Below are 25,661 nucleotides of genomic sequence, written 5' to 3' on the forward strand. Positions count from 1 at the left end.
GGCGGCGGTCTGCGGGGCCGCCGGCGCCGGCGAGGCCGCCATGGCGGTCTGGCCGGGCGGCTCGGCCGGGGCAGTGAGCGGGTCGGGCTCGTCGAGCATCACGACGCGGCGCGCGGCGCGCGGCGCGGCGGACCCCGCCGCGGACGGGCTCGCTTCCGGCGGGGACGGGCGGAACGGCAGGTCCTCGGTGAGGTAGGCGGCGCTGTAGGCGAACAGGCCCACCCAGCCGAGGATGAGGAGGGTCGGCAAGGCGAAGCGACGCCAGGACCCGGAACGCGCCCCGTCGCCCGGTTCCGCCAGAACGACCGCCCCCATGATCCGCCCCCCTCTCGTCCGCTCAGCGGCCGAAGATGCCCTTCAGGAACTGCGCCGTGCGGTTGCGCTTGCGCTTGCGCTCCAGCTCCGACGCGTCCCTGAGCCACGCCACCTGGACCACGCGCCGCTCGCCCTCGAAGGGCTCGTGGCCGTGCCAGGAATTGTCCGCCCGCAGGAACGCGAACATCGTGCCCATGGTCGGCGGGACCTCCACCGCAAAGGGCTCGTAGTTGCGGCCGTCGTAGAGCACCCGCAGGCGGCCGGCCGCCGGCGCGTCCCAGGCGTCGTTCATGTAGACGAGCAGGGTGAGCACCTTCGACGGGCCGTCGGTGTGAATCGAGCCGTATTTCAGCTGGCTGCGGCGCATGATGGTCGTCAGGCGCGGGCAGGAGACGAGGTCGATGCCGAACTTCTCGCCGAGGATCTTCGAGAAGGCGTCGCTCTCCAGCTCGTCGATCAGCGCCTTGAACCGGCCCTTCAGGGTGACCTCGTCGACCGTGAGGTAGCCGGGCTTGGCGATGTCCGGGAAGTCGCGCCGGATGTCGTCGATCGCGTCGGGATTCAGGACGTTGTTGCCGAGCGTGTAGGCGTAGGGCTCGTGGGAGACGGGCGCGGCGCGCACGGCGGAGATGTCGAGGATCGAGAGAGCGGACATCGCTGGGTCCCTTGGCTCCGGCGCCGGTCGGCCGGCACGCGGGGCGCCGGAGACGCGTGCCGGGGGGCCGGTCCAGCCGTCGTGCCGGGGCCGCCCGCGCAGGCGTCCACGACCACAAATCTACAGCTGCTTCCGGCGATCCCGGAATCTCCTAATCCGCCGATTGCGGCGGTCCGACGGCGAAAGCGGCCCGGTGGCGCATTCCGGTGACAGTCTCGGGCGGCCCGCTTGTGCAGGATGGCGCCAGACCCGCGGGCTTTCTTCCCGGGTGCGTACCGGAACCCGTGCCCGATGAGGCCGTTGGCCCTCGCTCTGCTGTTCGCCCACCTCGCCGCCGTCGCGGCCGGGGTCGAGGCCCGTGCGCAGTCGCGGCCGCCGCGCGGCTCGATGACGGCCCGCATGACCTGCTCCGAGGCGATGGCCCTGGTGAAGAACGAGGGTGACGTGATCATCGCCGCCGGGGCGGCGCCGGAGCGGTTCGTCAGCAATCCCGGCCAGTGCAGCGGCGCTGAGATCGCCGAGCTGCGCTTCGCTCCGACGCGCGACAACCCGCAATGCCCGATCGGCTACCATTGCCGCGAGCCCGGCTTCGAGGAGTGGAACTGGTAGCCGCTGCGCCCGCGTAAATCGCCGCACCGCCGGAACGTGACCAAAGTTTCACGCGACAGCGCGGGCCGAGTGCCACTATCTGGCCATCTGCCGGGGCCAAGGCCGCCGGCGGCGCCCCGGCCGGGCGCGCACGGATGGGGGATCGACGGTGGCAGCACTCAGGACCGGACTGGGCATCCAGGCCGTGCTCACGGCCCTGGCCGCGCTGATCCTGCTGGCGTTTCCCGGAATCCCGAGCCCGCCGCTCTACGTCTCCCTCGCCGGCTTCGCCATGGCGGGCATCCTGATCGCCTCGAACGGCATCTCGGCCTACCTGAAGGTCTTCGTCTCGGTCTACGGCGTCGGTTACCTGCTGCTCGCCGGATCGAAGACGGTCGCCGCCATGGGGCTGCTGCCGCCGGTGATCGCCGCGCTGCTCCCTCCGGCCTTCGCCGCCACCGGCGCGGTGGTCTTCGCCGCCATCGTGCTCGGCATCTCGCATCTCGAGCCGATCCGCGCGATCACCAACATCGCCGACCCGTACTTCGCCAATCGCGACAAGCCGACCAAAGAGATCGGCCTGTTCCGCTGGTTCGGCACCACCGAGGGCCGGATCGGCCGCAACCTCGTGGCGCTGTCGATCTTCGTGAACTTCGCCGACGTGGCGCTGACGCTGCGGTTCAACTTCTTCTACCGCGACATCTACAACTCGCTCCAGGAATACGACGCGAACGCGTTCTGGTACCAGCTGCTCTGGGTGTTCGTGCCGCTGGCCACGCTGAACATCGCGATCGGCATGTTCGATCTGTTCGTCGATTCCTCGCTGCTCATCCGCTGGCGGACGTGGCTGACCCACAGCCTCTACGAGCGCTGGCTCGGCAACGGCACGCATTACCGGATCCCGTTCACCGACGAGGAGGCGGACAACCCGGACCAGCGCATCCAGGCCGACGTCAACAGCTTCATCGTGCAGACCACGACGCTGTCGATCCGGCTCCTCAGCCAGGCCGCGCAGCTCGTGTCGTTCATCGTGATCCTCTGGACCCTGTCGCGCGACTTCGTCGTGCCGTTCACCGACACGGTGATCCCGGGCTTCCTGGTCTGGCTGGTGATCGCCTACGCGGTGGTCGGCACGTGGCTCACCCACCTGATCGGCCGGCCGCTCATCGGGCTGGACTTCCGGCAGGAGCAGGTCGAGGCGAATTTCCGCTTCGCGCTGGCGCGGAACCGCATCTACTCGGAGCAGATCGCCCTGCTGCGCGGCGAGCGGGCGGAGGCCTCGCGGCTCTCGACGCTGTTCCACAGCGTGATCGACAACTACGTCGGGATCATCTTCCGCCGCATCAAGCTGATCGCCTTCACGTTCAGCTACCGGCAGGCGAGCGTCATCTTCCCGATGGTGCTGGCGGCCCCGTCCTTCTTCGCCAAGAAGATCACGCTCGGCGCGCTCCAGCAGACCTCCCAGGCCTTCAGCCAGGTGCAGAGCTCGCTCTCGTTCTTCGTGGATTCGTACACGACGCTCGCGGCCTACAAGGCCAACACCATCCGTCTCGGCTCCTTCCGCCGGGCGATGACCAAGGCCGAGGCGCTGGAGTCGGCGGGCTACGGTCTCGTCCAGGGCAACGAGACCACCGGCGACGTCACCGCGCGCGATCTGGTCCTCGCCCTGCCGAACGGGAAGCCGATCGTCACCGCCGACGCGCTGACCCTGTCGCGCGGCGGCGCGACCCTGGTCACGGGCCCCTCCGGCTCCGGCAAGTCGACCCTGTTCCGGGCGATCGCGGGGATCTGGCCGTTCGGCAAGGGCCGGGTCGACGTGCCCGCCGGGCAGTCGGCCCTGCTGCTGCCGCAGCGGCCCTACATTCCGCAGGGGACCCTGCGCGGCGCCGTGGTCTACCCGAACACCACCGACCAGTTCTCGGACGCGGCGATCCGGGACGCCCTGACGGCCGCCCAGCTCGCCCACCTCGTCGACCATCTCGACGAGAGCGACACCTGGGAGCGGCGGCTGTCGGGCGGCGAGCAGCAGCGGCTCGCCATCGCCCGCGCGCTGCTGGCCAAGCCCGAATGGCTGTTCCTCGACGAGGCAACGGCCTCCCTCGATGAGCCCTCCGAGGCCGCCCTCTACCGGATGCTGCGCGAGCAGCTCCCCGGCACGACGATCGTGTCGATCGGCCACCGCTCGACGCTGGACGCCTTCCACGACCGGCGCATCGCGCTCGAGCCGGAGAGCGGTGTCTTCGTCCCGCGGGTGCAGAGGCAGCCGCTGCCGGCGGAGTGAGGGGCTGCAACAGCTCCCACCTCACTCTGCGGGGCGGGGGCCGTGCCCTCTCCGTCATCACGAGCGCAGCGAAGTGACCCAGGGCAGCGCGACATCCTGAAGGTGTGGCGCGGCCCCGGCTCGCTCCGCTCGCAAGGACGGCGGTTGCGGGGCTCAAGCCGTCCGCAACCCCGCGGCGGCCCGGGCCGCCCGCTCGATCGCCGCCGGATCCGCCGTGCCGGGCTTCACCACCCAGCTGCCGCCGACGCAGAGCACGGACGGGATCGACAGCCAGTCCGGGGCGCTCAGCTCGGTGATCCCGCCCGTCGGGCAGAACCGCACCGCGCCGAACACCGCCGCGTGCGCCTTCAGCGCCTTGATCCCGCCCGCGGCCTCCGCCGGGAAGAACTTGAACCGGTCGAGCCCGTGGTCGAGGCCGCGCATGATGTCGGCCGCCGTCGCGACGCCGGGCAGGTAGGGCACGCCGTTGGCCTTGGCGGCGTCGGTCAGCGGCTCGGTGAGGCCCGGCGAGACGATGAACTCGGCCCCCGCCGCCAGGGCCATCTCGAGATCGCGCGGGTTGAGCACCGTCCCGGCGCCCACCACCGCGCCCTCGACCCGGGTCATCTCCCGGATGACGTCGAGGGCGGCCGGGGTCCGCAGGGTGACCTCCAGGGCGGTCAGGCCGCCCTTCACCAGGGCCTCGGCGATGGGCCGCGCCTGCGCCGCGTCGTCGATCACCAGGACCGGAATGACGGGCACGGAGCGCATCAGCGCGTCGATGCTGGTCAGATCGTTCATGGTCGGCAACTCCCTCTCGGTTTCAGAGGCCGGCGGCGGCGAGCATCGCCGAGGCGCCCCGCTCCGCCGTGTCGGCCCCCTGGCGCATGAACGCGAACAGCTCCCGCCCGGTGCCCTGCGCCGGCTCCGGCGCCTCGGCCTCGGGGCGGGCCGCGAGTTCCGCCTCGTCGACCAGCACCTCCAGCAGGCCGTCGGCCGCGCTGAGGCGGACGACGTCGCCGTCGCGGATCCGCCCGATCGAGCCGCCGCCCAGCGCCTCGGGGCTCAGGTGGATGGCGGCCGGGACCTTGCCCGACGCCCCCGACATGCGCCCGTCGGTCACCAGGGCGACCCGGTGGCCGCGGTCCTGCAGCACGCCCAGCGGCGGGGTCAGCTTGTGCAGCTCGGGCATGCCGTTCGCCTTCGGGCCCTGGAACCGGACCACGACCACGACGTCGCGCTCCAGCTCCCCGGCCTTGAACGCCTTCAGCACCTCGTCCTGGTCGGAGAAGACCCGGGCCGGGGCCTCGATGGTGCGGCGGTGCTCCTCGACGGCGCTGGTCTTGAACGTCGCCCGGCCGAGATTGCCCTTCACGAGCCGCATGCCGCCGTCGGGCTGGAACGGGTTGCCCGGCCGGCGCAGCATCGTGTCGTCCAGGCTCTCCGGCACGGCGTCCTCGAAGACCAGCTCCTCGCCGTCGAGCTTCGGGTCGCGGGCGTGGTCGCGCAGCGTCTGGCCCGACACGGTCAGGATGTCGTCGTGCAGGAGGCCCGCGTCGAGCAGGGCCGCCATCACGAAGCTCATGCCGCCCGCGGCGTGGAAGTGGTTCACGTCGCCGGCGCCGTTCGGGTAGACGCGGGCGATCAGCGGCACCGCGCTGGAGAGGCGGTCGATATCCTCCCAGTCGATGACGATGCCGGCCGCGCGCGCGATGGCCGGCAGGTGGATCGCGTGGTTGGTGGATCCGCCCGTGGCGAGGAGTCCGACCGCGGCGTTGACGATCGCCTTCTCGTCGACGCAGAGGCCGAGCGGCCGGTAGTCGTTGCCGGCGCCGCCGATCTCGGTGAGCCGGTGGATCGCCGCCCGGGTCACGGCCTGGCGCAGCTTGGTGCCGGGATTGATGAAGGACGCGCCCGGCATATGCAGGCCCATCATGTCCATCATCATCTGGTTGGAGTTGGCGGTGCCGTAGAACGTGCAGGTCCCGGCCGCGTGGTAGGAGGCCGACTCGGATTCGAGCAGCTCCGCCCGGCCGACCTTGCCCTCGGCGTAGAGCTGGCGGATCCGCTGCTTCTCCTTGTTGGCGAGGCCCGACGGCATGGGCCCGGCCGGGATCAGGATCGTCGGCAGGTGGCCGAAGCGGAGCGCCCCGATCAGCAGGCCCGGCACGATCTTGTCGCAGATGCCGAGCAGCGCCGCGCCGTCGAACATACCGTGGCTCAGCGCGACCGCGGTCGAGAGCGCGATCGTGTCCCGGGAGAACAGCGACAGCTCCATGCCGCTCTGCCCCTGCGTGACGCCGTCGCACATGGCCGGCGTGCCGCCCGCGACCTGCGCGGTGGCGCCGCGCTCCCGGGCGAACAGCTTGATCTGCTCCGGGTAGCGCCCGTACGGCTGATGGGCCGAGAGCATGTCGTTGTAGGCGGTGACGATGCCGATGTTCATCACCGTCCGCTCGTCGCGGATCGCCGCCTTGTCCTCGCCGGAGGCCGCGAAGCCGTGGGCGAGGTTGCCGCAGGCGAGCTTCCCGCGCCGGACCCCCGCCTCGCGCTCGCGGGCGATCAGGTCGAGATAGGCGCGCCGGGTCTCGCGGGAGCGCGCCACGACGCGCTCGGTGACCGCCGCGACCTCGGGATGAAGCTCGGTCATGCTCGTTCCTCCAGGCTCGGTGCCGACGGGCGCGCGGCCGAGGCCGCGAGTCGGGATCGGCCGCGCGCCCGCGTCGGTGGCCGGTATCTAAGGGGTGCGCCGCGGGATGTAACCCGGGCCGGGCGCCGGGGAGGCTATGAGCTCCGCTCGCCGGCCCGGGAGACCCCGAGTCCAGGGCCACGGTCGCGATCGCCTTCGAACGAGGCCGGCCGCATCGTCGTCACGAGCGGAGCGACGTGACCAAGGGCAGCGCGACCCTGGATCGCTTCGCTCCGCTCGCGAAGACGGCGACCGCGCGCCTCGGGACGGGGTCGAGCCTCGGGGACCCGGCGCGTCCCCGGACTCAGTACTCCCAGAAGATGCGCTGCAGCTCCTTGGTGTCGCTGGTCTTGGTGAGCGCCACGGCGGCGAGGATCTTGGCCTTGGCGGGGTTGAGGTCGTGGGCGACCACCCAGTCGTACTTGTCGTCGGGCTGCTCGGCGTTGCGCAGGACGAAGCCGTCCGGGACCCGCGACGAGCGGATCACGATGGCGCCCTTGGAGCGGATGTCCTTCAGCTTGTCGACGAGGTAGCCGGGGACCGAGCCGTTGCCGGTGCCGGCGTTGACGATCGCCTTGGCGCCGGCCTGGAGCTCGGCGTCGTAGACGCCCGGGATCATGTTGCCCGAGCCGTAGACGATGCCGACCAGCGGCAGGCTGTCGATCTGGTCGATGTCGAACTCGGAGCTCATGTTGTGCCGCTTCGTCAGCGAGCGGAAGAAGTAGGTCTTGCCCTCGACCACCATGCCGAGCGGTCCCCACTGGCTGTAGAAGGCGCTGGGCACGATGTTGGTCCGCTTGTTCACGTCGCGGCCGCACTGGATGTAGTCGTTCATCGTCACGGTGACGCCCTGGCCGATCGCCTCCTTGCTGGCGGCGACCGTGACGGCGTCGAGCAGGTTGAGGGCGCCGTCGGCCGAGATCGCCGTGCCGGGCCGCATCGAGCCGACCACCACGATCGGCTTATCGCTCTTCACCACGAGGTCGAGGAAGAACGCCGTCTCCTCCAGCGTGTCGGTCCCGTGCGTGACCACGACGCCGTCGACATCGTCCTGCTTCAGGAGCTGGGACACGCGCTTGCCGAGCTGGACCAGCTGGGCGTCGGTGAAGCTCTCGGAGGCGATCTGGAAGACCTGCTCGCCGCGGACGTTCGCGATGGTGTTCACCTGCGGCACGGCGGCGATCAGCTTGTCGACCGGCACCTTGGCGGCCGTGTAGGTGGCGCTGTTGGCGGCGTCGGCGCCGGCGCCCGCGATCGTCCCGCCGGTGGCGAGGATCACGACGTTCGGCTTCTTCGCCGCGGCGGCCGTGCCGGCCTCGGGCATCTCGCGGGCGACGAGGGGCGCCGCCCCGAATCCGCTGGCCAGGGCCAGGGCGAAGACCGCTCCGCGCAGGGGAAGAGCCGCGCCGCTTCGGCAGGAGAACATCGGAGATCCTCGACGGTTGACGGGAGAGCGAGTCGGACTCGACGCGGGGATGGTAGCCGCGCCCCGGCCCGAGGCAAGGATCATGCAGGGCGCCGACGTGCAGGGCGCGACGGATCGTTACGCAAGCTCGGGCGTTGGTGGGGTTGCTGTCCGCTCGGAGATAGATCCCATGCTGCATCTCGCAGGCCTGCTCGAGGAACTCGAGCGGAGCGAGCCCGCGCGGGCCGCGATGTCGATCCTCGAGACCTCCCTCGCGCGCCGCTCGACGGAAGAGCAGGGCGCGTTCTGGCGCGCCGTCGACATCTACTACGTCTCGCGCAAGGCCCCGCCCGAGGCGACCGTGCCGGGCGGAGTCGTGGCGGGCGAGGTCGTACCGGGTCAAGCAGCGCCGGAGCTGGCCGCCGCATCCTGAGGGGGGCACCGGGGTTGGAGTTGCGCGCTCAGGCGCTCGCCGGCACGGCCGGCGGCATGCCGGCGCCGCTCTCGGGCTCGCTGCCTGCGCGCACCGTGCCGCGGGTCTCGGGCATCAGGGCGAAGTAGAGGACGAAGCCGAGCGCCGCGATCGCCGCCAGCGCCAGGAAGGCGGTCGAGTAACCCGCCGACACGATGATCACGCCGGCCAGCGTCGCGCTCAAGGAGGCGCCGATCCCCTGGGCCGTCGCCACGGCGCCCTGGGCCGCGTTGAACCGGCCGCCGCCGCGGGTCAGGTCGGCGACCACGATCGGGAACAGCGCGCCGTAGACGCCGGCCCCGATGCCGTCGAGGAGCTGGACGCCCACCAGCCAGAACGGGTTGTCCGACAGCGTGTAGAGGACGCCGCGCAGCGCGAGGATGCCGAAGGCGGTGAGGAAGATCGGCTTGCGGCCGATCACGTCGGCCTTCGCGCCCACGAAGATCGCCACCGGCACCATCACGCACTGCGCCGCCACGATGCACACCGCGATCAGCGAGGTCGCGTGGTCCTTGCCCGAGATGTGCGTCAGGAGCTGGCCCACCGAGGTCAGCATCGCCGCGTTGGCGAGGTGGAAGATCGCGCAGAGCACCGCGAAGATCAGGAGCGCCCGGTTCTGCAGCAGGGTGGCGAGGCCGGAGGGCTTCTCCTGCGCCTGCTCCTCCGCCTCGGTCATGCCGCGGGCGAGGTCGTTGTCGATGGCGTCGGCCGGCACCATCAGCATGGCGCCGATGGACAGCGCCGCCAGGATGCCCATCAGCCAGAACACGACCACCGGCCCGAAGAAGTAGGCGAGCCCGCCCGCCAGGGCGGCCGAGACCGCATTGCCGGCGTGGTTGAAGCCCTCGTTCCGGCCGATCCGCTTGGCGAACATCTTCGGCCCGACGAGGCCGAGCGTGATCGCGGCCAGCGCCGGCGGGAAGATCGTCCCGGCGACGTGGGCGATCGATTGGGTGGCGGTGACGAGGTAGAAGTTCGTGATGAACGGCAGAACGAGGCAGCTGGCCGTCACCGCGATGGCGCCGCCGATCACCACCGCGCGCTTGTGGTTGGTGGCGTCGATCAGCGCGCCGGCGGGCGTCTGCGCCACGAGGCCGAGGATGCCCGCGATGGTCATCACGAGGCCGGTCGTGGCCTCGTTCCAGCCCTGGTCCGGGCCGCGCACGGCGATCAGGTAGATGGCGAGGTAGGGGCCGAGGCCGTCGCGCACGTCGGCGAGGAAGAAGTTGAGCGCGTCGAGGCCGCGCAGGGCCTTGGCCGAGGGTGTCCGGCCGCCGGCGCCGCGGGCGCCCGTCTCGATGCTGTTCATCCTGCCGCGATCCCCCGACCGACGGACGGCGCGGGCCCGATCCGGGCCGCGGCGTCGCACGCGGGGCTCGACGCCCGCGCGCGCCATCGGTTCCCACGCGGCGCGGGCCTCACGCGGGATGTGAACGGTTCTCCGGCCCGTGCGGGCCTCAGGCCGTGTCGGTGCCGGCCGAAGCGTCGGGATTCCCGACAGTGTCTGTCGTCTCTTCCGACAGATCGGTGCCCGGCGCGCCGAGGCCGTAGCGCTCGATCTTGGCGTAGAGGAGCTGCCGCTGGATGCCGAGCCGGCGGGCCGCCCGGGCGCGGTTGCCGTCGGCCTCGCGGAGCGCGGCCGCGATCATGGTCCGCTCCAGGCGGGCCACGGCCCCGGGCAGGTCGCCGGCGAGCCGGTCGGCCGCGCCGTCCTCGCCGCGGCGGTCGGGTCGCGCGGCCGGCAGATCGATGGCCTCGGCCGCGATCACGCCGCCGCGCACCAGCATGGCGGCGCGCTCCACGACGTTGCGCAGCTCGCGGACATTGCCGGGCCACTCGTAGGCGAGCAGGCGCGAGGCGGCCCCGCCGCTCAGGCGCTTGCCCGAAGGGACCAGGAAGTGCTCGGCGAGCGGCACGATGTCGGCCAGGCGCTCGCGCAGGGGCGGCAGGGTGATCGGAACGACGTTCAGCCGGTAATACAGGTCGGCGCGGAACACGCCCGCGGCGACGAGCGCCGGCAGGTCGCGATGCGTCGCCGCCACGAGGCGGACATCGACCCGGGCCGGCCGGCCCCCCAGCGGGGTCACGACGCCGTCCTGGATCACCCGCAGGATCTTCGCCTGCATCGCCGCCGGCATGTCGCCGATCTCGTCCAGGAACAGGGTGCCGCCCTCGGCCTCGTGGAAGGCGCCCGCGCGGTCGGCGGTCGCGGCCGCGAAGGCGCCCCGGACGTGGCCGAACAGCTCGCTCTCCAGAGCCTCGGCCGGGATCGCCGCGCAGTTCACGGGGACGAACGGCCGCGCGCGCCGCCGCGAGAAGGCGTGCAGGGTCCGGGCGACCTCCTCCTTGCCGGTGCCGGTCTCGCCCTGGACCAGGATCGTGGACGCGTTGTCGGCGACGAGACCGATGGTCTTCTGGACCTTCCGCATGCCCGCGCTCGACCCGATCAGGACCGGGTGGTCCGGCGGCGGCGCGGCGCCGACTGGATCGGAGCGGGCGTCGCGCAGCATCGCGTCGAGGACGGCGGCGAGGTCGGCCCGGCCGATCGGCTTGGTCAGGTGGTCGTGCGCCCCGAGGCGCATCGCCTCGATGGTGTTGGCCGGGCTCGCGAAGGCCGTCAGGACCGTGACGGGCGGCGGCTCCGGCAGGGCCCGGATCCGTTCCAGCGTGGCCATGCCGTCGAGGTCTCCGGGCATGCGCAGGTCGAGGAGCACCGCCGCCACCGGACCCTCGCCCAGCCGCGCCAGCGCCTCCGACCCCGAGGCGACCGGGAGCGCGGTGTGCCCGAGATCGGTCACCGTCTCGGCGAGCCCGTCGCGCAGGGCTCTGTCGTCGTCGACGATCAGGATGGTTGCCATGGCAGATCCAAGACAAAGGTGGTCTCCGGCGCGCCCTCGACCAGCCTCGCCTCGCCCCGATGCGCCAGGGCAATCTCGCGCACGATCGCGAGCCCCAGGCCGGTCCCGTCGGGCCGGCCGGTGACGAAGGGCTCGAACAGGCTGGCGCGGATCGCCGGTTCGACCCCGGCGCCGGTGTCGGCGACGCTGAGGCGCAGCCGCAGCGCGCCGTCGACCGTCACCCGCTCGCCGCCGAGGCGGACCCGCCCGCCCGGCGGCGCGTGCTGCAGGGCGTTCAGCAGCAGGTTGTCGACGGCGCGGGCGACCTGCGCCCGGTCGAGATGCGGATGGTCCGCGGCGGGCAGCCCGTCGGCCTCGACCGCGATCCGGACCGAGCGCGCGCGCGCCAGATCCTCGTGCAGGCCCGCGCACTCGGCCAGGAGCGGTGCCACGGGTGTGGGCATCCGGTTGAGCGGCCGCGCCTGCGTCAGGTTGAGGAGGTCGCGCAGCAGCGTGTCGACCCGGGCGATCTGGCCGAGAACGGTCTCGAGGGCGACGGCCGCGCGCTGCGGATCGCCGCTGACCAGGGCGTTCTCGGCCTTCAGCCGCATCGCCGCGATGGGATTGCGGATCTCGTGGGCGATGCTCGCCGCCAGTCGGCCGACGGCGGCGAGGCGCTCGGTCGCCACGATGCGCGCCTGCGCCTCCCGCAGCCGCCCGCCGGCGGCGTTCAGGGCGTCGACCAGCCGGTCGAGCTCGCGCTCGCCGGTGCGGTCGAGATGGGGCAGGTCCTGGCCGTCCGGGCGCGGCGCGGCGAGCGCGGCCTCGAGCCGGGCGATCCGCCCCGAGAACCCGTACAGGAACCAGCTCAGGAACGCGGCCGATCCGAGCACCGTGGCGGCGAGGAAGCCGAGGCCCGCGAGGAAGCGCGTGTAGGTCGGCCCGTCGTTCACGTGCGCGCGCGTCATCGACCACGCGGTCAGGCCGGCCTCCGGCCCGTGCAGCGGGCAGGCCTGGAGCATGAGGACCTGGGTGCGGCTCGGCCGCCGCTCCGAGGCCGCGTGGTCGACCCGCAGGGCCTGCGCGTTCAGCGCCGCGATGGCGTCGCGCTCGGCCGCCGGAAAGTCGGTCTTCGGCCCGGATCCCTCGTAGGTCGGATAGGCGTAGGCCACCGACCCGCGCGCGGCGCTCCAGATTCCGCCCTCGAGGCCCGGGAAGCGCGCCAGAGCGGCCGACACGGTGCCGACGAGGTCGGCCTCCCCGGCGCCCTTGCCGCGCGCCCGCGCGAGGGCGGCGTACCGGTCGATGATCTCGCGGCAGGCCCGCCCGACCGCGAGATCGGCCTGCGCCACCTGCACGCCCGTCGACTGGTCGTAGACGCCGAGCATCAGGTAGGCGGTGGCGGCCGCGGAGGCGACCAGCAGGACCCAGAGCGCGAGCAGCCGGGCGCGCAGGCTGTAGGCCGTCACGGCGGTGTCCGACCCGGCATGGCGCTGGCTCCTGCGGCGGCGTCGCGCCCGGACCCCGTTCCTAAGCCATTGCCCGGTCCCCGACCACGCGGAGACTGCGCGTGTCCCACGGTGACGGGGCGACGCGGGCTTACGGTCCCGGGCCGGGCCCGGGACCGCCGGGAGCGGGGCGCCGCGTCCGGCGCCCCGCTCGGATGTAATATCGATCAGTCGTCGGCTTGCGCGCTCACTTGCGGTTCGTGATGAGGCTGTCGACGTTCTTGTTGGCTTCCTTATTCTCCTTCCGCTGCATCACCACTTCGTGCTTGGTGTCCTTCATCGACATCTCGTCACGCTTGCCCTGGGGCATCTCCTTCGGGGCCGCCAGGGCCGGCGTCACCGACCAGAGACAGGCCAGGCAAAGTGCAGCGCGCGCCGTAGTCTTGAACATGATGCCTCCTCCACTCAATCGACATTGCAGGACGTCTTGGCGATGCCGCCGGTTCCTCATGCGCGGATCACGGACGTGCGATCCGTTGCGCGGCTGATCTCGTCTCAGGGCTGGCGTCTCAGGGCTGGCCAGCCGGGTTGATCGGCAGGGCGTCGCTTCCGAGCTGCACGCAGGTCAGCATCGCCACGTAGGACGGGGCGCCGCCGATCTGGCTCTCCGTAGCGCAGGTCCGGCGCTCCGCCACGTCGAACGTCGCCCAGCGCTTGATCAGGGTGCGCCGGGCGGCGGCCTCGTCGGACAGGCAGCCGCGGTAGCTCGCCCGGTCGACGGCGGTCGATCCCGCCCGGTGCTCCGGCGCGCAGATCGCCCGGATGTTGAAGTCCGGAACCCCCGCCGTCCGGGCGGAGGCCGCCAGGGTCCCGCCGAGGAGCAGTTCGAGTCCCAGGATGGTCGAGATCCAGAATCGCCGCACGCGACCCTCCCTCCTGTGCGCTGACCGGGCCGCGCCCGAGATCCGTCAGGCGCGGCCGTCGTCAGCGGTCGGTCACTTGCTGGTCTTGGCACCCGCCGTCGTGCCGGTGGCCTGCGGCGCGCCCTTGTCGGCCGTGGCGGCGGTCGCCTTCTGGGGCACCGCGATCGCGTCGATCACGTCGAAGCGCATGTTGTCCTGGGCCGACTTCAGGGCGGCGTTGGCCTCGTAATACTTGCCCTGATTGATCAGCGTCGCGGCCTGATCGACGTCGGTGATGGTCTTGTTCAGGGGCAAGACCGCCATGGTGAAGTTGACGTCGACATGGGCGAGCTTGAGCTTCTCCAGAGCCCCCTTCTGGTCGCCCTGAGCGAGGTTCTTGTTCGCCTCGGTCACCGCGGAGGCCTTGGCGGGCGTGGCCACGAAGTCGTCGCCGAGGGTCAGCTGCGCGTCGACCGGGATCCAGGCCACCTGCTCCTTGGAGGCCGTCTTGGTGTCGGCCTTGGTGTCGGCTTTGTCGCTCGGCGCCGTCGCCTTGTGGGCGGCCATGTCGGCCGGCGACTTGAGATCGGCCTCGGCCTTGGTGAAGACCGCGTCGTCGGTCTTGGCCTTGGCGAAGGCGGCCTGCGCCTTGGCGATCATGTCCTTGGCCTGGCCGGGATTGGCCTCGAAGATCGCGAGGCGGGTGAGTTGAAGATCTCTGAAGCCCTGTGCGCCGTCCTTCGAGAGCTTGCCGACATCCTTGTCGACCGCCGCCTGGTTCGCGCTGATCTGCGTGCCGTTGGTCTGGACGGCCTGCTCCGCCGCGTAGGCAGTTCCACCGAGGATTGTGGTGAGCACGAGAGCCGCAGCCATAGATTTGCGATAGGACATAGTAATATCTCCCTCTAGTGCCGGAGATAAGGCCTTCATCTGCATTGGCCTCATTCATTCCGTGTTCAGATAATAGATCAGCCACCATTTGGTCGCATGACCGAAGGATTAAAAAACCGCAATGCGGCGCCGGGCGCGGCGGGGGTCGGCGCGACGGGGTTCAGCGCGGCAGGAAGCGACCGGCGCGCGCGTCGAGCAGCGCCACCAGCGCCGGCGCCATGAAGTCGTGCACGTCGGGGATGTCGAGGCAGACGAGGCGGGTCCCGCGCATGGCGGCCCCGAAGCGGCGCATCAGCTTGCGCCGGTGCGCGCGCTCCATGACGACGACGATCTCAGCCCAGGCGAGATGATCGGCGTCCACCGGCTCGTCGGCGTCGGGCGACACCCCCGCGCTGGCGGTCTCGATGCCGGGCAGCCGCGCGAAGATCTGTTCCGCGGTCGGGCTGCGGGCGCGCGCCCGGCCGCAGACGAACAGGATCCTCACGCGCTCTCCGCGAGGTCGGCTTGCCGCTCGAACAGGGCGCGGTACGCCCCGTTCGGGCGGCGCAGCAGGGCGGCGTGGGGCCCGTCCCCGACGATGCGACCGCGATCGAAGACGAGGATCCGGTCGAGGGCCCGCACCGTGGACAGGCGGTGGGCGATGACGATGGCGGTTCGCCCGCGCATCAGCCGCGCCATGGCCTCCTGCACCAGAGCTTCCGACTCGGAATCCAGGCTCGAGGTCGCCTCGTCGAGGATCAGGATCGGCGCGTCCGCCAGGAAGGCGCGGGCGAGCGCGACCCGCTGGCGCTCGCCGCCCGACAGCTTGACCCCGCGCTCGCCCACCAGCGTCGCGTAGCCCTTCGGCAGCCGCGCGATGAAGTCGTGCGCGTTGGCGAGGCGCGCCGCCCGCTCGATCTCCTGCGCCGAGGCGCCGGGCCGGGCGTAGGCGATGTTCTCGGCCAGGGAGCGGTGGAACAGCACCGGCTCCTGGGGCACGATGGCGACCTGCGCGCGCAGGCTCGCCTGGCTCGCCGCCGCCACGTCCTGCCCGTCGATCGTCACGCGCCCGCCCGACACGTCGTAGAGCCGCTGGATCAGCTTGACGAAGGTCGTCTTGCCGGAGCCCGAGCGCCCCACCAGCCCGACGCGCTGGCCGGCCGGGATCGCCACGGTCATCCCGTCGTAGAGGGGCCGCGTGTGGTCGCCGTAGTGGAAGCGCACGGTCTCGAACCGGATCGCCCCGCCCGCGACCGCGAGCGGGACCGCGCCGGGCCGATCCGCGACGCCGACGGGTTCGGCCTCCAGGGCGACCAGCTCCTCCATCTCGTTGATGGCCCGCTGCAGGTGGTTGATGTGGCCGCCGATGTCGCGGAGGTAGCCGTGCACCACGAAGGTCGCGGTCAGGACGTAGGCGACGTCGCCCGGGCTCGCCCGCTCCCGCCACCACAGCCACAGGGCGATGGCGACGATGGCGGTGCGCAGGACGAGCAGCAGCCCGAGCTGGCCGGTGCCGCCCCAGGTGACGATCATCCACGTGCGCCGGGTCCGCCGCTGCCACTTCGCCAGCAGGCGGCCGAGCCGCGCCTCCTCCCGCGCCTCGGCGCCGAAGGCCTTGACGACGGCGTTGTTGCCGATCGCGTCGCTCAGCGCGCCGCCGAGGCGGGTGTCGAGGGCGTTCGAGAGTGCGGCCGCGGGCGCGATGACGCGGGTCGCGAGCAGTGCCGTCGCGCCGACATAGGCGCCCGCGCCGATCGCGACCGTCGCGCCGAGGGTCGGCCAGTGCAGGCCGAGGACCAAGGCCGTGCCCACGAGGACGACGAGCGCGGGCAGCAGTGACAGCAGCAGCGTGTCGTTGAGCCCGTCGATCGCCCACATGCCGCGGGAGATCTTCCGGACGGTGGAGCCCGAGAAGGTGTTGGCGTGCCACTCGGTCGAGAGGCGCTGGACGCGGGCGAAGCCGTTGCCGACGAGGTCGCTTATGGTACGCAGGGAGAGCGGCACCACGAGGCTCCAGGCGACGTGCCGCAGCAGCGCGGTGGCGAGGCCGAGCCCGGTCATCGCCAGGAAGGCCGGCCAGGCCGCGTCCAGCGCCGCGCGGCGGTCGCTCCCGGAGAGCGCGTCGACCAAGCGGCCCGCGAAGAGCGGCAGCAGCACCTCCGCCAGGGTGGCGAGCGTGATCGCGCCGGTGAGACCGGCGACGAGGGGCCAGCGCCTGCGCCAGCTGCGGACGACGAAGGCCAGGACGCGACGGACCGCGTCCGCCTTGCGGGGAGACGACAGAGACATGCGAATGCCCGACGCGGGCGAGCGTCGGCTCCGGGTGACGCGGGCGTCCCATCGCGAACGATGCGCGCCGGCGAGATCAGGCAGGATCGGGTTCAGGAGCGCCGGGCGGCAGGGCCGGGCGAGAGCGGGAAGCGGCTAGCCGACCCGCGCGGGGGCGCCGACGAGTCCTGCTCGGAGGGTGGCAAACACAGCGATCATGCAGCTCCCTCCCTGGTGCGAGCGCGACAGGAGCGCGAGGCTATGAGAGCCCGAACTGATTCGCAACGCCCATCGCGAAGGTTCGGCCAGTCGCGACGGCCGATCCATGCGCCCGGGTCAACCCTGCGAAGCCTGGGGAACGGTCACGCTTCGTTGAAAAGCTGACGCAACGCGGTGTAAACACTTCGCTGCAAACTGGGCCGTTGTGCGGCGCCTCGGTTGCGCGCCTCTCTCGGATCGCTGTCGCGGATCCGTACTTGGAGACCGACGGTGTCGCACTCCCTGGTGAACCGGGACGCGCTCGAAGAACTGACGGCCGTGATCGGCACCGAAAAGCTCGTCCGCATCCTCGAGCGGTTCGTCGTCAGCCTCACCACCGCCTTCGAGGGACCAGATCGCGCGAACGACGATTACGGCCGCGAGGCGCACACGCTGGTCTCAATGTCCGGCATGCTCGGCTGCGCCGAGCTGTCCCGGGCCTGCCGCGGCCTCGAGGAATCGGCCATGGCAGGCGACGATCTGACCCACTCGCTGGTCGACCTCAGGACCCTGCGCGACCGGACCGTCGCGGCCCTGCGGGATCTGCAGGCGGAGACCCGGCTGAGCGCCTAGGGCCACGCAGCCGCGTCGGGATCAGGCGACCATCACCGCGTCGAGGGGAGCCTCGAAGGTCAGCACCGCCCCCTCGCGCGGATAGCTCATGTGGGCGGTCCCGCCGAAGCTGTGGGCGAGGCTGCGGGCGATGAGCCGCGTGCCGAACCCCGTGCGGGTCGGCGGCGTGACCGGCGGTCCGCCGCTCTCCTCCCAGCGGAACCGGAGGGTCTGGCCGCCCTCTGCCTCGGCCACGTTCCACGTGATGCAGACCCAGCCGGCGGCGACCGACAGCGCGCCGTACTTGGCGGCGTTGGTTCCGAGCTCGTGCAGCATCAGCGCCAGGGTCATGCCGTGCCGCGGTCCGAGCGTCAGGTCGGGGCCGGCGATGCGGAACCGGCCCGCGACGCCGTCCCCGTGGAGCGACACGGCGCCCTCGACCAGGCCGCTCAGGGAGGCCCGGGTGAAGGAGCCCTGGAGCAGCACGTCGTGCGCCTTCGCGAGCGCCAGGAGCCGCGCGGCCAGGGCCTCGCCGGCCGCCTCCAGCGACGGCGCGTTGCGCATGGTCTGCGTCGCGACGGCCTGGACCATGGCCATGGTGTTCTTCATCCGATGGGCGAGTTCCTGCATCAGCAGCGTCTGGCGCGCCTCAGACAGCTTCTGGTCGGTGATGTCGCGCGACACCGCCAGGATCCGCTCGGGCCGGTCCGGCGCCGCGCCGATCGGCGTGACGGCCACGTCCCACCAGCGGAGCGCGCCGCCGGATTCCGACTGGGCCTGGAACCGGCTCGGGCGGCCGATCCGGGCCCGATCGAGTGCCTCGGCCACCGCCTCCCGGTCCTCGGGGCGCGTCCAGGCGTCGATCCAGGGCCGGCCGATGGCGTCCGCCTCGTCCCCGGCGGCGGACAGGGCCGGACCGTCCTCGCTGGCGGTGATCAGGCGCCCGTCGCGGTCCAGCAGTTCCAGGTAGTCGTTGGGGGCCTGCGGCAGGCCGATCGCGCGCGCGCGGCCGGAGGGGCGCGGCCTTGCCTCGAGCCCGAGTCCGGCCGGTTCGCGGGGCGACGGCCCGAGGGGCGCCTCGACCCGCTCGGCCGCCATGCGACCGGCCTCGACGCGGCTCGCCGTCTCGATGATTCGGCCGAGCCGGCGGCTCCGCTGCCGCTCCCAGTCGGCTTGGGCGGTCGCCTGGCTGAGCAGGCTGCGCAGGCGGATGTTCTCCGCCTCGAGCGTCTCGACGCGGCGCTCCGCCCCGTCGATCCGCGGCCGTACGATGTCCATTTCCATCGCCCGCCCCCCCCCTCGTCATCCCGACGGGGCGCCCGTGCGCGGCGCGCCGCCGGAGGTCCCCGACCGCGCGGTGCGGCAACGGATGTCGATGGCAGGGCCGCACCGGCGGTTCAGACCGCTTCTGGTGCCGGTTCCCCGCCCGCAGCCGAGCGAATCGTTGGATGTCTCACGCTAGCATGGCGCGCAGGATAATCAAATCAGCTCGGTATTCGCCTGCAGATGAAAACTTATGTTGGAGCCCTGTGCGGTTGCGAAGACGGTTACTTGTTTCGCATCAGCAGCACGAGCCAGCCGATCCCGAGGATAAAAATTATCAATCCGATCGAGACGAAGACGGGCGTGCCGAGATCGATGAGGCGGGGCGCAAGCTGCGTGGCGAAGGCCGCCACCACCAGGGCCACGGCGACCCGCGCGGCCGCGCGCTCGATTCCGCGGGTAACCTTGTCGAGGCCCTTCACCTCGATCTCGACGGTGACGCGACCCTGCTTCAGCCGCACCAGCATCAGGTGGATCAGGGTCGGCAGCTCCGAGGCGGCGCCGTAGAGGCCGACGCCCAGGGCCTCAGCCTTCTGCTTGAGGGCGGAGAGCGAGAACTGCGTCTGCATGCTCGCCCGGACCGTGGGACCGGCGGCGGCGAACAGGTCGAAATTCGGGTCGAGGTGGCGCATCACGCCGTCGGCGGTGACCAGCCCCTTGAACAGGATGGCGAGGTCGGTCGGCATCGCGAGGTCGTTCTCGCGGGCCATGTTCATGAAGTCGGTCAGCACCAGTCCGAGATTCAGCGGGATCGACGAGTGGCTCTCCACGAAGGACTGGGCCGAGACTTGGAGGCGGGTGAGGTCCGGGTTGCTGGTGCCGGTCCAGTCGAGAAGCACGGCCATGAGGCCGTCGGCGTCCTGCTTGAGCATGGCGCCGATCAGCACGAGCAGCTGCGAGCGCCGCCGCTGCGACAGCCGCCCGATGATCCCGAAATCGATGAAGCCGATCTTGTTGCCGGGCAGGGCCAGCATGTTGCCGGGATGCGGGTCGGCGTGGAACACGCCCTCGATCAGCGCCATCTGCAGGAACGCGTCGGTGCCCTTCTGGGCGAGCAGCTTCTTGTCGATGCCCGCCGCGCGAAGGGCCGCCTCGTCGTTGGGCGGGATGCCGTGGATGAAGTCCTGCACCAGCACCCGCTCGGAGCAGTACTCCCAGTGGATCTTCGGGAAGACGATGTCGTCGCGGTCCTCGAAGATCTGGGCCAGCAGCTCGCAGTTGCGCGCCTCGTTGAGCAGGTCGAGCTCGCCGTTGAGGCCCTCCGCGAGGTGGCGCATCTGCTCCCGCGGCTGGTAGCGGGCCATGTCGGGCCACTCGTTCTCGACGATGCGGGCGCCGTGGGCCATGAGGCGCAGATCCGCCTCGATGATCTTGCGCAGGTTCGGCCGCAGCACCTTGACGATGACGTCTTCGCCCGAGTGCAGCCGCGCCCGGTAGACCTGCGCGATCGACGCCGAAGCGATCGGGTTGGTGTCGAACTCGGCGAACACCTCCATGGGCGAGGCGCCGAGATCGAGCTCGAGCTGCGGGCCGATCTGCTCCCACGTCACCGGCACGACCTGGCTGTGGAGCTTCTGCAACTCCTCGGTCCAGGCCGGCGACAGGAGGTCCGGCCGGCTCGCCAGCACCTGCCCGAACTTGATGAAGGTCGGCCCGAGCGCCTCGATCGCCCGGCGCAGCCGCTCCGGCTCGGACAGGCGCGTGACGTCGACCCGGGGTTGGCGGCGCGGCAGGAGCGGCAGGTAGCGCAGGCCGAGCCGGTCCACCACGCGGGTGACGCCGAAGCCGATGAGGATCGTCGCGATCTCCGACAGCCGCTGGCGGTCGCGGGCGGCAACGAAGGCTGTCTTCAGCATGAATGGAGCGATCCGGTCGGACGGGATTGGGCGTCCGGACAGCACGAGCATAAGGACTTTTTTGCGGTCGCGAACCCCGGTTTCGCGGAGGTGGTGGCAACAAGACCGCCGCAGACCCGTTCGGCCACCAGTATCGAGGCGGGCTCGACTCCTACGTCAGTGCCCGCTCCCAGTCCTGTCGCCCGTGCAGCACGCGCAGGATGAGGATGGCGGACCCGTCCACCACGTGGACGATCACGTGGGCTCGATAGGGGTGTAGCCGCACGGGCGACGTGAATTCGCGCCGCTCGCGCGCCATCTGCGGCGTTGCGGCCAGCATGCGGAAGGTGTCGAACAGGCCGTCCTGGTAACGCTCGGCCTGGGTCACGCCGAAGCGCAGCGCCCCCGTCACATAGGCCTCGGCGATGTCCTCATCGGCCCGAGGCGTCGTCCGGAAGGTCATGGTTCCGGACGGGCCGCCAATCGCGTCCGCCCGAGCTGGCGGATATCCTGCTCCGACCGGTCGCTGACGCCGCTCGCCAGCCCCTCGTCGATCAGCCGCTGCAGATCGCCGAGCTTGGCCAAGCGCTCCTGGTCGCGCCGGATCAGGTCGCGCACGTAGTCGCTGGCATTGGCGTAGCGGCCGGTATCGGCCTGCGCCTCGACCCAGGCCTTCATGGCTTCGGGCAGCGAGACGTTCATGCTGGCCACGGGGCACCTCCGCCGGCTGGATGACGATCTTTGGCAGAGATTGTCAAAGATCGGCGGGTTTCTTGCAAGCGCGACGGTACAGCCATACGACTGGGCCGTCAGTAGGCCGGCTCCAGCCCGCTGGTCCGGTAGGCCTCGGCCGCCTGCGGCGTCGTCAGCCCGGCGAGGAACCGAGCCGCGCCGTCCCGGTCCGCCGCGCCGCGCAGGATCGCCGCCGCGAAGGTCGTCATCTCCTGCACCGGGTCGGGAAGGGGGCCGACCACATCGATGCCGGGCACGACCATCAGCTCGCTGATCTGCTGGACGGCGATGTCGGCCTCCCCGGAGACCAGCTTCTCGGCCGTGAAGCCCTGCGGGATGATCGTCGCCCGGGCGTTCACCGCGTCGGCCAGGCCGAGCCGCGGCAGCAGGCCGGCGAAGTAGATCCCGCTGGCGCCGGTCCGCGAGTAGGCCACCGACCGCGCCTCCACCAGGGTGCGCTTCAGCGCCTCGACGGTCGCGATGTCCGGATGCGGAGCCCCGGCCTTGACGGCGATGCCGTAGCGCGAGCGCACCACGTCGACCCAGCTCTCGGGCTCGACGCGGTCCTCGGCGACGAGCCGGTCCATGGCGTCCGACAGGACGAGCACCGCGTCGGCGGTCTCGCCCTCGGCGAGGGTCTTCATGATGACGGTTGTCGGCGCCCAGTGGATCGCCGTCCGGCCCCCCGCGGCCTCGAAGGCCGGGACGACGTGGGCGTCGAAAGCGCCGCGCACCACCAGGGCGCATTTGAGGCGTGTCTCGGGTCGCTCGTTCGGCATGGTGTGTCCAGTCTCTCGTCTCGGGAGGAGCGGTCCGGCGGCCGCGCGCCGGAGAAGCGGTCCGTCACCGCGGCGGCGCGGCGCGGGAATAGTCGATCGCCGTGAAGCCGCCGCCCTGGTAGCGCTCCACCACCGGATTGCCGCTGGTCTTCCCCTCCAGCGCCGCCGCGTGGGAATCGGCGCTGTCCTGCGGCGTCCAGCCGATGACGGCGCGCCCGTCCTTCCGCCACCAGGTCATGCGGCTGTTGTTCGAGGCGCCCCAGATCACCACCGAGCCCGTCGGGCCGAGGTCCGGGGCCAGGGTGGCGCGGGTGATCAACCGGGTCAGGTCGGCGTAGGACAGCCACGTGGCCAGCATCCGCGCGTCGGTCGGTTCCGGGAAGCACGAGCCGATCCGCAGGAAGACGCTCTCGACCCCGTGCTTGTCGCGGTAGAGGCCGCCCATCAGCTCGCCGTAGGCCTTGGACAGGCCGTAATAGCCGTCGGGCGCGAGGCCGCAATCGTCGTCCAGCACCTCGGACCGCGGGTGGAAGCCGATCGCGTGGTTCGACGAGGCGAAGATCATCCGGGCGCCCTCGCGCCGGGCCGCCTCGTAGGCGTGGTAGAGGCCGCGGATGTTCGGGCCGATCACGGTCTCGAACGGGTGCTCCACGGAGATCCCCCCGAAATGGAGGATTGTGCCGCAGCCCTCCGCCAGCCGGAGGATCGCCGGCCCGTCCTCCAGGTCGGCGACCCGGAACCGCGCCCCCTCCGGCAACGGGTCGGGGAAGGGGACGCGGTCCGTGAGCCGGAGCGTCCAGCCTTGCGCGCCGAGCGCGCGGGTCAGGACGCGCCCGAGGGCGCCGGAGGCTCCGGTCAGGAGGACGGGTTTGGGCGGGACGGTCTCGGCGCTCATGGGACGCTGCTCCAGATTCCGGCGGCCTTGGCCGAATGCCGTTGATCAGACGGCCTTGGCCGCGGTGAGGGGGCCGGCTTCCGCCGGGTTGCGCGGCCGCCGCACGAAGATCGCCATCGCGACGACGCCGGCCGCCGCGATCAGGGCGGCGATCACGAAGGCGCTGGCGTAGCCCCCGAGATACTGCACGGCCAGTCCCGTGGCAGTCGGCCCGATGATGCCCGAGATGTTGCTCAGGAGGTGGATGAAGCCGCTGACGCCGCCGACCCGGGCCTCGGGCACCAGCTCGTGGATCGTCGCCCAGCAGGATTGCACCGAGCTGGTCAGCATCAGCACGGCGAGCGCGATCAGCGCGACCGCCATGGCGGTGCTGGTCGCGGCGTTGACCATGATCAGGGCCACCCCCGCGATGGCGAGCGGCACGATCGTGGTGATCTTCCGCGCGGCGAGCTTGTCGCCCATGCGCGTGTAGACGAAGTCCGCCACCACGCCCCCGCCGACATAGCCGACGAAGCCGCAGGCCCAGGGGATCGACGCGACCAGCGCCATCTCCTTCACCGGCATGTGCAGCGCGTCGGTGAGGTAGCTCGGGAGCCACGAGAGGAAGATGTAGAGGGTGTAGTTCACCGCGAACATGCCGAGCCCGAGCGACAGGGTGCTCGGCAGGAACAGGTACTCCTTCAGCGAGCGGGCATGGTCGGAGGGCGCGAGGTGCGTGACCGCCCGGCTGCGCTCCACGAGGGCGATCTCCTCCGGATGGACCCGCGGGTTGTCCTGCGGCCGGTCGGTCATCAGCATCCGCCACGCCACGACCCACAGCAGGCCGACGGCGCCGATGGCCACGAACGCCACGCGCCAGCCGTACTGGATCGCCAGCAAGCCGACGACCGGCGCCGCGATGGCGCTGCCCACCGTCTGGCCCGAGAAGGTGAAGCCGATGGTCCGGGCGGTCTCCTCGCGGGGGAACCACGTGGTGATGGTGCGGTTCGTGGTGGAGTTCATCGGCCCCTCGGCGAAGCCGAACAGGGCGCGGACGATGAACATCTGGGCGAAGCCGGTCACCGCGCCGGTGAGCATGCACAGGACCGACCAGGAGGCCGCCGCCCAGCTGTAGACGCTGCGCGGCCCGTAGCGGTCGGCAAGCTGCCCGCCCACGAAGGCGAACAGCGCGTAACCGAAGAAGAACGTGCTGAAGATCACCCCCAGCTCCGAGGGCGACAGGTTCAGGTCCTGCTTGACGAAGGGCGCGGCGACGCCGAGCGCCGCTCGGTCCATGTAGTTGATGATACCGGCGATGAACAGCAGGAACGCGATCAGGAACCTGTAACGCTTGGCGAACATGGGCATCCTCCAGAATATTTATGATTTTCTTTTCTTGTTTGCTTGGTGCGGCCCGGCGGTCAGAGGTCACGGCTCGACCGCCGCCGGTTCCGCCTCTCTTGCCCCTTCGAGGGGCATGGTCGGGCCCGCGCGCGGCGCGGGCCTGAACGCGTCGGCGCCTCCTACAGGAACGCGATCGTGCAGGGACTGAGGCTCGGGCGCGAACCGGTCCGAGTGAGGTCTCCGCTCTCGGGGTCGATGGCGAAGGCGACGAGGCAGTCGCCCTGCTCGTTGGCGACGAGCAGGTGGCCTCCGTCCGGTGCCAGGACCATGAAGCGCGGGTCGCGGCCGCCGGAAGACGTCCAGCCCGCGGGTTCGAGGCGCCCGGCCGGGTCCGCCCGAAACCGCGCGATCCCGTCCTGTCCGCGGTTCGACGCGTAGACGAACCGTCCGTCGGGCGTGACCGCGATGGCCGCGGCGGTGCTCGCGCCGAAGAAGTCCGGCGGCAGGGTCGAGGCGAGGTGCAGGGGCGTCAGCGCTCCGGCGGCCGCGTCCCACCGGCAGGTCGCGACGCTCGAGTCGAGCTCGTTGACCAGGAAGGCGAGGGGCTCGTGCGGGTGGAACGCGATGTGGCGCGGGCCGGCGCCGGGACGCATCGCGGTTTCCGAGACGATGGCGAGCCGCTCACCCGCGAGCTTCAGGACGAAGACGCGGTCGAGGCCTTTGTCGGGAACGATCACGTGGCGACCGTCGGGTGACAGGACCACTTGGTGCGGGTGGGCGCAGGCCTGCTCGGTCCGGTGCGGGCCCGGCTCGCCCGGGAGCGGCAGGACCTGACACGCGGGCTCCAGGCCGCCATCGGCGCGCAGCGGCATGAGGGCGACCGATCCGCTGGCGTAGTTGGCCACGATCAGGAACCGACCGCCGGGGTCGAGGGCCTGGTGCACGCTGTTGGTGCCGCCGGTGGCGGCGCTGCCGAGGCCGCGCAGGGTGCCGTCGGGCTCGAGCGCGAAGGCGCTCGCCGCCTCGCCGTCGCCCTGGACCGTGTAGAGGATCGCGCGCGCCGGGTCGGTCACCAGGAAGGACGGGTTCGTCAGGTGCTCGACCCGGCCGAGATGCGTCCAGTCGCCGAGGTCGCGACCGGTCCGGTAGATGTCGATGCCCCGGCCGCGCGCCCGGCGCCGCTCGGTGGTGAAGCAGCCCACGAAGGCGAGGCCGCGGGGGGCGGGGTCGGTCATGCGGAGCATCCGGATTGGGG

The 25,661-nt window shown here is 71.5% G+C and carries 24 protein-coding genes and 1 pseudogene; 4 read left to right on the plus strand and 21 right to left on the minus strand.

Annotated elements, in window-relative coordinates; all coding sequences use genetic code 11:
• Together ACLBYE_RS08225 and ACLBYE_RS08230 are read right to left on the minus strand one after the other, a co-directional pair.
• Positions 1-249: pseudogene (locus ACLBYE_RS08225) on the minus strand (peptidase inhibitor family I36 protein); the annotation flags it as partial.
• An 88-nt stretch (positions 250-337) separates the two neighbouring features.
• Positions 338-970 (minus strand): 2OG-Fe(II) oxygenase, encoded by a 633-nt coding sequence (locus ACLBYE_RS08230; RefSeq protein WP_447693785.1) that lies wholly within the window; start codon positions 968-970, stop codon positions 338-340.
• A 291-nt stretch (positions 971-1,261) separates the two neighbouring features.
• Between ACLBYE_RS08230 and ACLBYE_RS08235 the strand changes: the two genes are divergently transcribed.
• Positions 1,262-1,579 (plus strand): hypothetical protein, encoded by a 318-nt coding sequence (locus tag ACLBYE_RS08235; RefSeq protein WP_026604902.1) that lies wholly within the window; start codon positions 1,262-1,264, stop codon positions 1,577-1,579.
• Positions 1,580-1,727: 148 nt separating this feature from the next.
• A complete protein-coding gene (locus ACLBYE_RS08240; RefSeq protein ID WP_447693786.1) occupies positions 1,728-3,839 on the plus strand; it encodes an ABC transporter ATP-binding protein/permease in 2,112 nt (703 codons plus the stop codon).
• 153 nt (positions 3,840-3,992) lie between these two features.
• On the opposite strand, the gene eda is transcribed toward ACLBYE_RS08240, so the two are convergent.
• The 3 genes from eda to ACLBYE_RS08255 all read right to left on the minus strand — a co-directional run bounded on the left by eda (position 3,993) and on the right by ACLBYE_RS08255 (position 7,933).
• On the minus strand, positions 3,993-4,619 hold the full coding sequence (eda, locus tag ACLBYE_RS08245; protein WP_447693787.1) for a bifunctional 4-hydroxy-2-oxoglutarate aldolase/2-dehydro-3-deoxy-phosphogluconate aldolase: 627 nt from the start codon (positions 4,617-4,619) through the stop codon (positions 3,993-3,995).
• A 22-nt stretch (positions 4,620-4,641) separates the two neighbouring features.
• On the minus strand, positions 4,642-6,468 hold the full coding sequence (edd, locus tag ACLBYE_RS08250; RefSeq protein ID WP_447693788.1) for a phosphogluconate dehydratase: 1,827 nt from the start codon (positions 6,466-6,468) through the stop codon (positions 4,642-4,644).
• A 343-nt stretch (positions 6,469-6,811) separates the two neighbouring features.
• Entirely contained in the window at positions 6,812-7,933 is a 1,122-nt protein-coding gene (locus ACLBYE_RS08255; protein ID WP_100251831.1) for an asparaginase, read from the minus strand.
• A 169-nt stretch (positions 7,934-8,102) separates the two neighbouring features.
• Here ACLBYE_RS08255 and ACLBYE_RS08260 point away from each other — a divergent pair, with 169 nt between their 5' ends.
• On the plus strand, positions 8,103-8,345 hold the full coding sequence (locus ACLBYE_RS08260; protein ID WP_447693789.1) for a hypothetical protein: 243 nt from the start codon (positions 8,103-8,105) through the stop codon (positions 8,343-8,345).
• Between the two features lie 28 nt (positions 8,346-8,373).
• On the opposite strand, the gene ACLBYE_RS08265 is transcribed toward ACLBYE_RS08260, so the two are convergent.
• The 8 genes from ACLBYE_RS08265 to ACLBYE_RS08300 form a co-directional block, all read right to left on the minus strand.
• Positions 8,374-9,693: an MFS transporter gene (locus ACLBYE_RS08265; protein WP_447693790.1), complete on the minus strand. Its 1,320-nt coding sequence runs from the start codon at positions 9,691-9,693 to the stop codon at positions 8,374-8,376.
• 148 nt (positions 9,694-9,841) lie between these two features.
• Positions 9,842-11,242, minus strand: coding sequence for a sigma-54-dependent transcriptional regulator (locus ACLBYE_RS08270; protein ID WP_447693791.1), 1,401 nt, complete (start codon positions 11,240-11,242; stop codon positions 9,842-9,844).
• The gene (locus ACLBYE_RS08275; protein ID WP_447693792.1) at positions 11,227-12,690 is read right to left on the minus strand and encodes a sensor histidine kinase; all 1,464 of its coding nucleotides are present in this window, start codon (positions 12,688-12,690) and stop codon (positions 11,227-11,229) included. The genes ACLBYE_RS08270 and ACLBYE_RS08275 overlap by 16 nt, the downstream gene beginning before the upstream one ends.
• Positions 12,691-12,916: 226 nt before the next feature.
• Positions 12,917-13,120, minus strand: a complete 204-nt coding sequence (locus ACLBYE_RS08280; protein WP_020093001.1) for a hypothetical protein — start codon at positions 13,118-13,120, stop codon at positions 12,917-12,919.
• A 118-nt stretch (positions 13,121-13,238) separates the two neighbouring features.
• Positions 13,239-13,592: a hypothetical protein gene (locus ACLBYE_RS08285; protein WP_447693793.1), complete on the minus strand. Its 354-nt coding sequence runs from the start codon at positions 13,590-13,592 to the stop codon at positions 13,239-13,241.
• 72 nt (positions 13,593-13,664) lie between these two features.
• On the minus strand, positions 13,665-14,444 hold the full coding sequence (locus tag ACLBYE_RS08290) for a YfdX family protein (RefSeq protein ID WP_447693794.1): 780 nt from the start codon (positions 14,442-14,444) through the stop codon (positions 13,665-13,667).
• A 178-nt stretch (positions 14,445-14,622) separates the two neighbouring features.
• Positions 14,623-14,946 carry a low molecular weight protein tyrosine phosphatase family protein gene (locus tag ACLBYE_RS08295; protein WP_447693795.1) on the minus strand — a complete coding sequence of 108 codons (324 nt, stop codon included), beginning with the start codon at positions 14,944-14,946 and terminating at the stop codon, positions 14,623-14,625.
• Positions 14,943-16,730, minus strand: coding sequence for an ABC transporter ATP-binding protein (locus ACLBYE_RS08300; RefSeq protein WP_447693796.1), 1,788 nt, complete (start codon positions 16,728-16,730; stop codon positions 14,943-14,945). Before ACLBYE_RS08300 ends, ACLBYE_RS08295 begins: the two co-directional genes overlap by 4 nt.
• Before the next feature lie 468 nt (positions 16,731-17,198).
• Between ACLBYE_RS08300 and ACLBYE_RS08305 the strand changes: the two genes are divergently transcribed.
• Positions 17,199-17,540 carry an Hpt domain-containing protein gene (locus tag ACLBYE_RS08305; RefSeq protein WP_447693797.1) on the plus strand — a complete coding sequence of 114 codons (342 nt, stop codon included), beginning with the start codon at positions 17,199-17,201 and terminating at the stop codon, positions 17,538-17,540.
• Between the two features lie 21 nt (positions 17,541-17,561).
• Here the strand turns inward: ACLBYE_RS08305 and ACLBYE_RS08310 are convergent, their stop codons facing one another.
• From ACLBYE_RS08310 to ACLBYE_RS08345, 8 genes are all read right to left on the minus strand, one after another.
• Complete coding sequence (locus tag ACLBYE_RS08310) at positions 17,562-18,797, minus strand: sensor histidine kinase (protein ID WP_447693798.1); 1,236 nt, start codon at positions 18,795-18,797, stop codon at positions 17,562-17,564.
• 269 nt (positions 18,798-19,066) lie between these two features.
• Positions 19,067-20,698, minus strand: a complete 1,632-nt coding sequence (locus ACLBYE_RS08315) for an ABC1 kinase family protein (protein ID WP_020093008.1) — start codon at positions 20,696-20,698, stop codon at positions 19,067-19,069.
• A 151-nt stretch (positions 20,699-20,849) separates the two neighbouring features.
• Positions 20,850-21,140 carry a type II toxin-antitoxin system RelE/ParE family toxin gene (locus ACLBYE_RS08320; RefSeq protein WP_447693799.1) on the minus strand — a complete coding sequence of 97 codons (291 nt, stop codon included), beginning with the start codon at positions 21,138-21,140 and terminating at the stop codon, positions 20,850-20,852.
• Positions 21,137-21,388, minus strand: coding sequence for a type II toxin-antitoxin system ParD family antitoxin (locus ACLBYE_RS08325; RefSeq protein WP_210186920.1), 252 nt, complete (start codon positions 21,386-21,388; stop codon positions 21,137-21,139). The genes ACLBYE_RS08320 and ACLBYE_RS08325 overlap by 4 nt, the downstream gene beginning before the upstream one ends.
• A 98-nt stretch (positions 21,389-21,486) precedes the next feature.
• Entirely contained in the window at positions 21,487-22,188 is a 702-nt protein-coding gene (locus ACLBYE_RS08330) for a substrate-binding domain-containing protein (protein ID WP_447693800.1), read from the minus strand.
• Positions 22,189-22,252: 64 nt separating this feature from the next.
• Positions 22,253-23,083 (minus strand): NAD-dependent epimerase/dehydratase family protein, encoded by an 831-nt coding sequence (locus ACLBYE_RS08335; RefSeq protein WP_447693801.1) that lies wholly within the window; start codon positions 23,081-23,083, stop codon positions 22,253-22,255.
• Positions 23,084-23,128: 45 nt separating this feature from the next.
• A complete protein-coding gene (locus ACLBYE_RS08340; RefSeq protein WP_447693802.1) occupies positions 23,129-24,424 on the minus strand; it encodes an MFS transporter in 1,296 nt (431 codons plus the stop codon).
• A 161-nt stretch (positions 24,425-24,585) separates the two neighbouring features.
• On the minus strand, positions 24,586-25,641 hold the full coding sequence (locus tag ACLBYE_RS08345) for a lactonase family protein (RefSeq protein WP_447693803.1): 1,056 nt from the start codon (positions 25,639-25,641) through the stop codon (positions 24,586-24,588).
• Between the last annotated feature and the right edge of the window lie 20 nt (positions 25,642-25,661).

The sequence above is a fragment of the Methylobacterium sp. A52T genome, assembly GCF_053346095.1.

Excerpts from the sequence above, each read along its gene's own strand:
- ACLBYE_RS08280 (WP_020093001.1), bottom strand. The coding sequence starts at position 13,120 with ATGTTCAAGACTACGGCGCGCGCTGCACTTTGCCTGGCCTGTCTCTGG.
- ACLBYE_RS08320 (WP_447693799.1), bottom strand. The coding sequence starts at position 21,140 with ATGACCTTCCGGACGACGCCTCGGGCCGATGAGGACATCGCCGAGGCC.
- ACLBYE_RS08335 (WP_447693801.1), bottom strand. The coding sequence starts at position 23,083 with ATGAGCGCCGAGACCGTCCCGCCCAAACCCGTCCTCCTGACCGGAGCC.
- ACLBYE_RS08230 (WP_447693785.1), bottom strand. The coding sequence starts at position 970 with ATGTCCGCTCTCTCGATCCTCGACATCTCCGCCGTGCGCGCCGCGCCC.
- ACLBYE_RS08330 (WP_447693800.1), bottom strand. The coding sequence starts at position 22,188 with ATGCCGAACGAGCGACCCGAGACACGCCTCAAATGCGCCCTGGTGGTG.
- ACLBYE_RS08345 (WP_447693803.1), bottom strand. The coding sequence starts at position 25,641 with ATGACCGACCCCGCCCCCCGCGGCCTCGCCTTCGTGGGCTGCTTCACC.
- ACLBYE_RS08235 (WP_026604902.1), top strand. The coding sequence starts at position 1,262 with ATGAGGCCGTTGGCCCTCGCTCTGCTGTTCGCCCACCTCGCCGCCGTC.
- ACLBYE_RS08255 (WP_100251831.1), bottom strand. The coding sequence starts at position 7,933 with ATGTTCTCCTGCCGAAGCGGCGCGGCTCTTCCCCTGCGCGGAGCGGTC.
- ACLBYE_RS08300 (WP_447693796.1), bottom strand. The coding sequence starts at position 16,730 with ATGTCTCTGTCGTCTCCCCGCAAGGCGGACGCGGTCCGTCGCGTCCTG.
- ACLBYE_RS08315 (WP_020093008.1), bottom strand. The coding sequence starts at position 20,698 with ATGCTGAAGACAGCCTTCGTTGCCGCCCGCGACCGCCAGCGGCTGTCG.
- ACLBYE_RS08270 (WP_447693791.1), bottom strand. The coding sequence starts at position 11,242 with ATGGCAACCATCCTGATCGTCGACGACGACAGAGCCCTGCGCGACGGG.
- ACLBYE_RS08340 (WP_447693802.1), bottom strand. The coding sequence starts at position 24,424 with ATGTTCGCCAAGCGTTACAGGTTCCTGATCGCGTTCCTGCTGTTCATC.
- ACLBYE_RS08265 (WP_447693790.1), bottom strand. The coding sequence starts at position 9,693 with ATGAACAGCATCGAGACGGGCGCCCGCGGCGCCGGCGGCCGGACACCC.
- ACLBYE_RS08310 (WP_447693798.1), bottom strand. The coding sequence starts at position 18,797 with ATGGACATCGTACGGCCGCGGATCGACGGGGCGGAGCGCCGCGTCGAG.
- ACLBYE_RS08260 (WP_447693789.1), top strand. The coding sequence starts at position 8,103 with ATGCTGCATCTCGCAGGCCTGCTCGAGGAACTCGAGCGGAGCGAGCCC.
- eda (WP_447693787.1), bottom strand. The coding sequence starts at position 4,619 with ATGAACGATCTGACCAGCATCGACGCGCTGATGCGCTCCGTGCCCGTC.
- ACLBYE_RS08290 (WP_447693794.1), bottom strand. The coding sequence starts at position 14,444 with ATGGCTGCGGCTCTCGTGCTCACCACAATCCTCGGTGGAACTGCCTAC.
- edd (WP_447693788.1), bottom strand. The coding sequence starts at position 6,468 with ATGACCGAGCTTCATCCCGAGGTCGCGGCGGTCACCGAGCGCGTCGTG.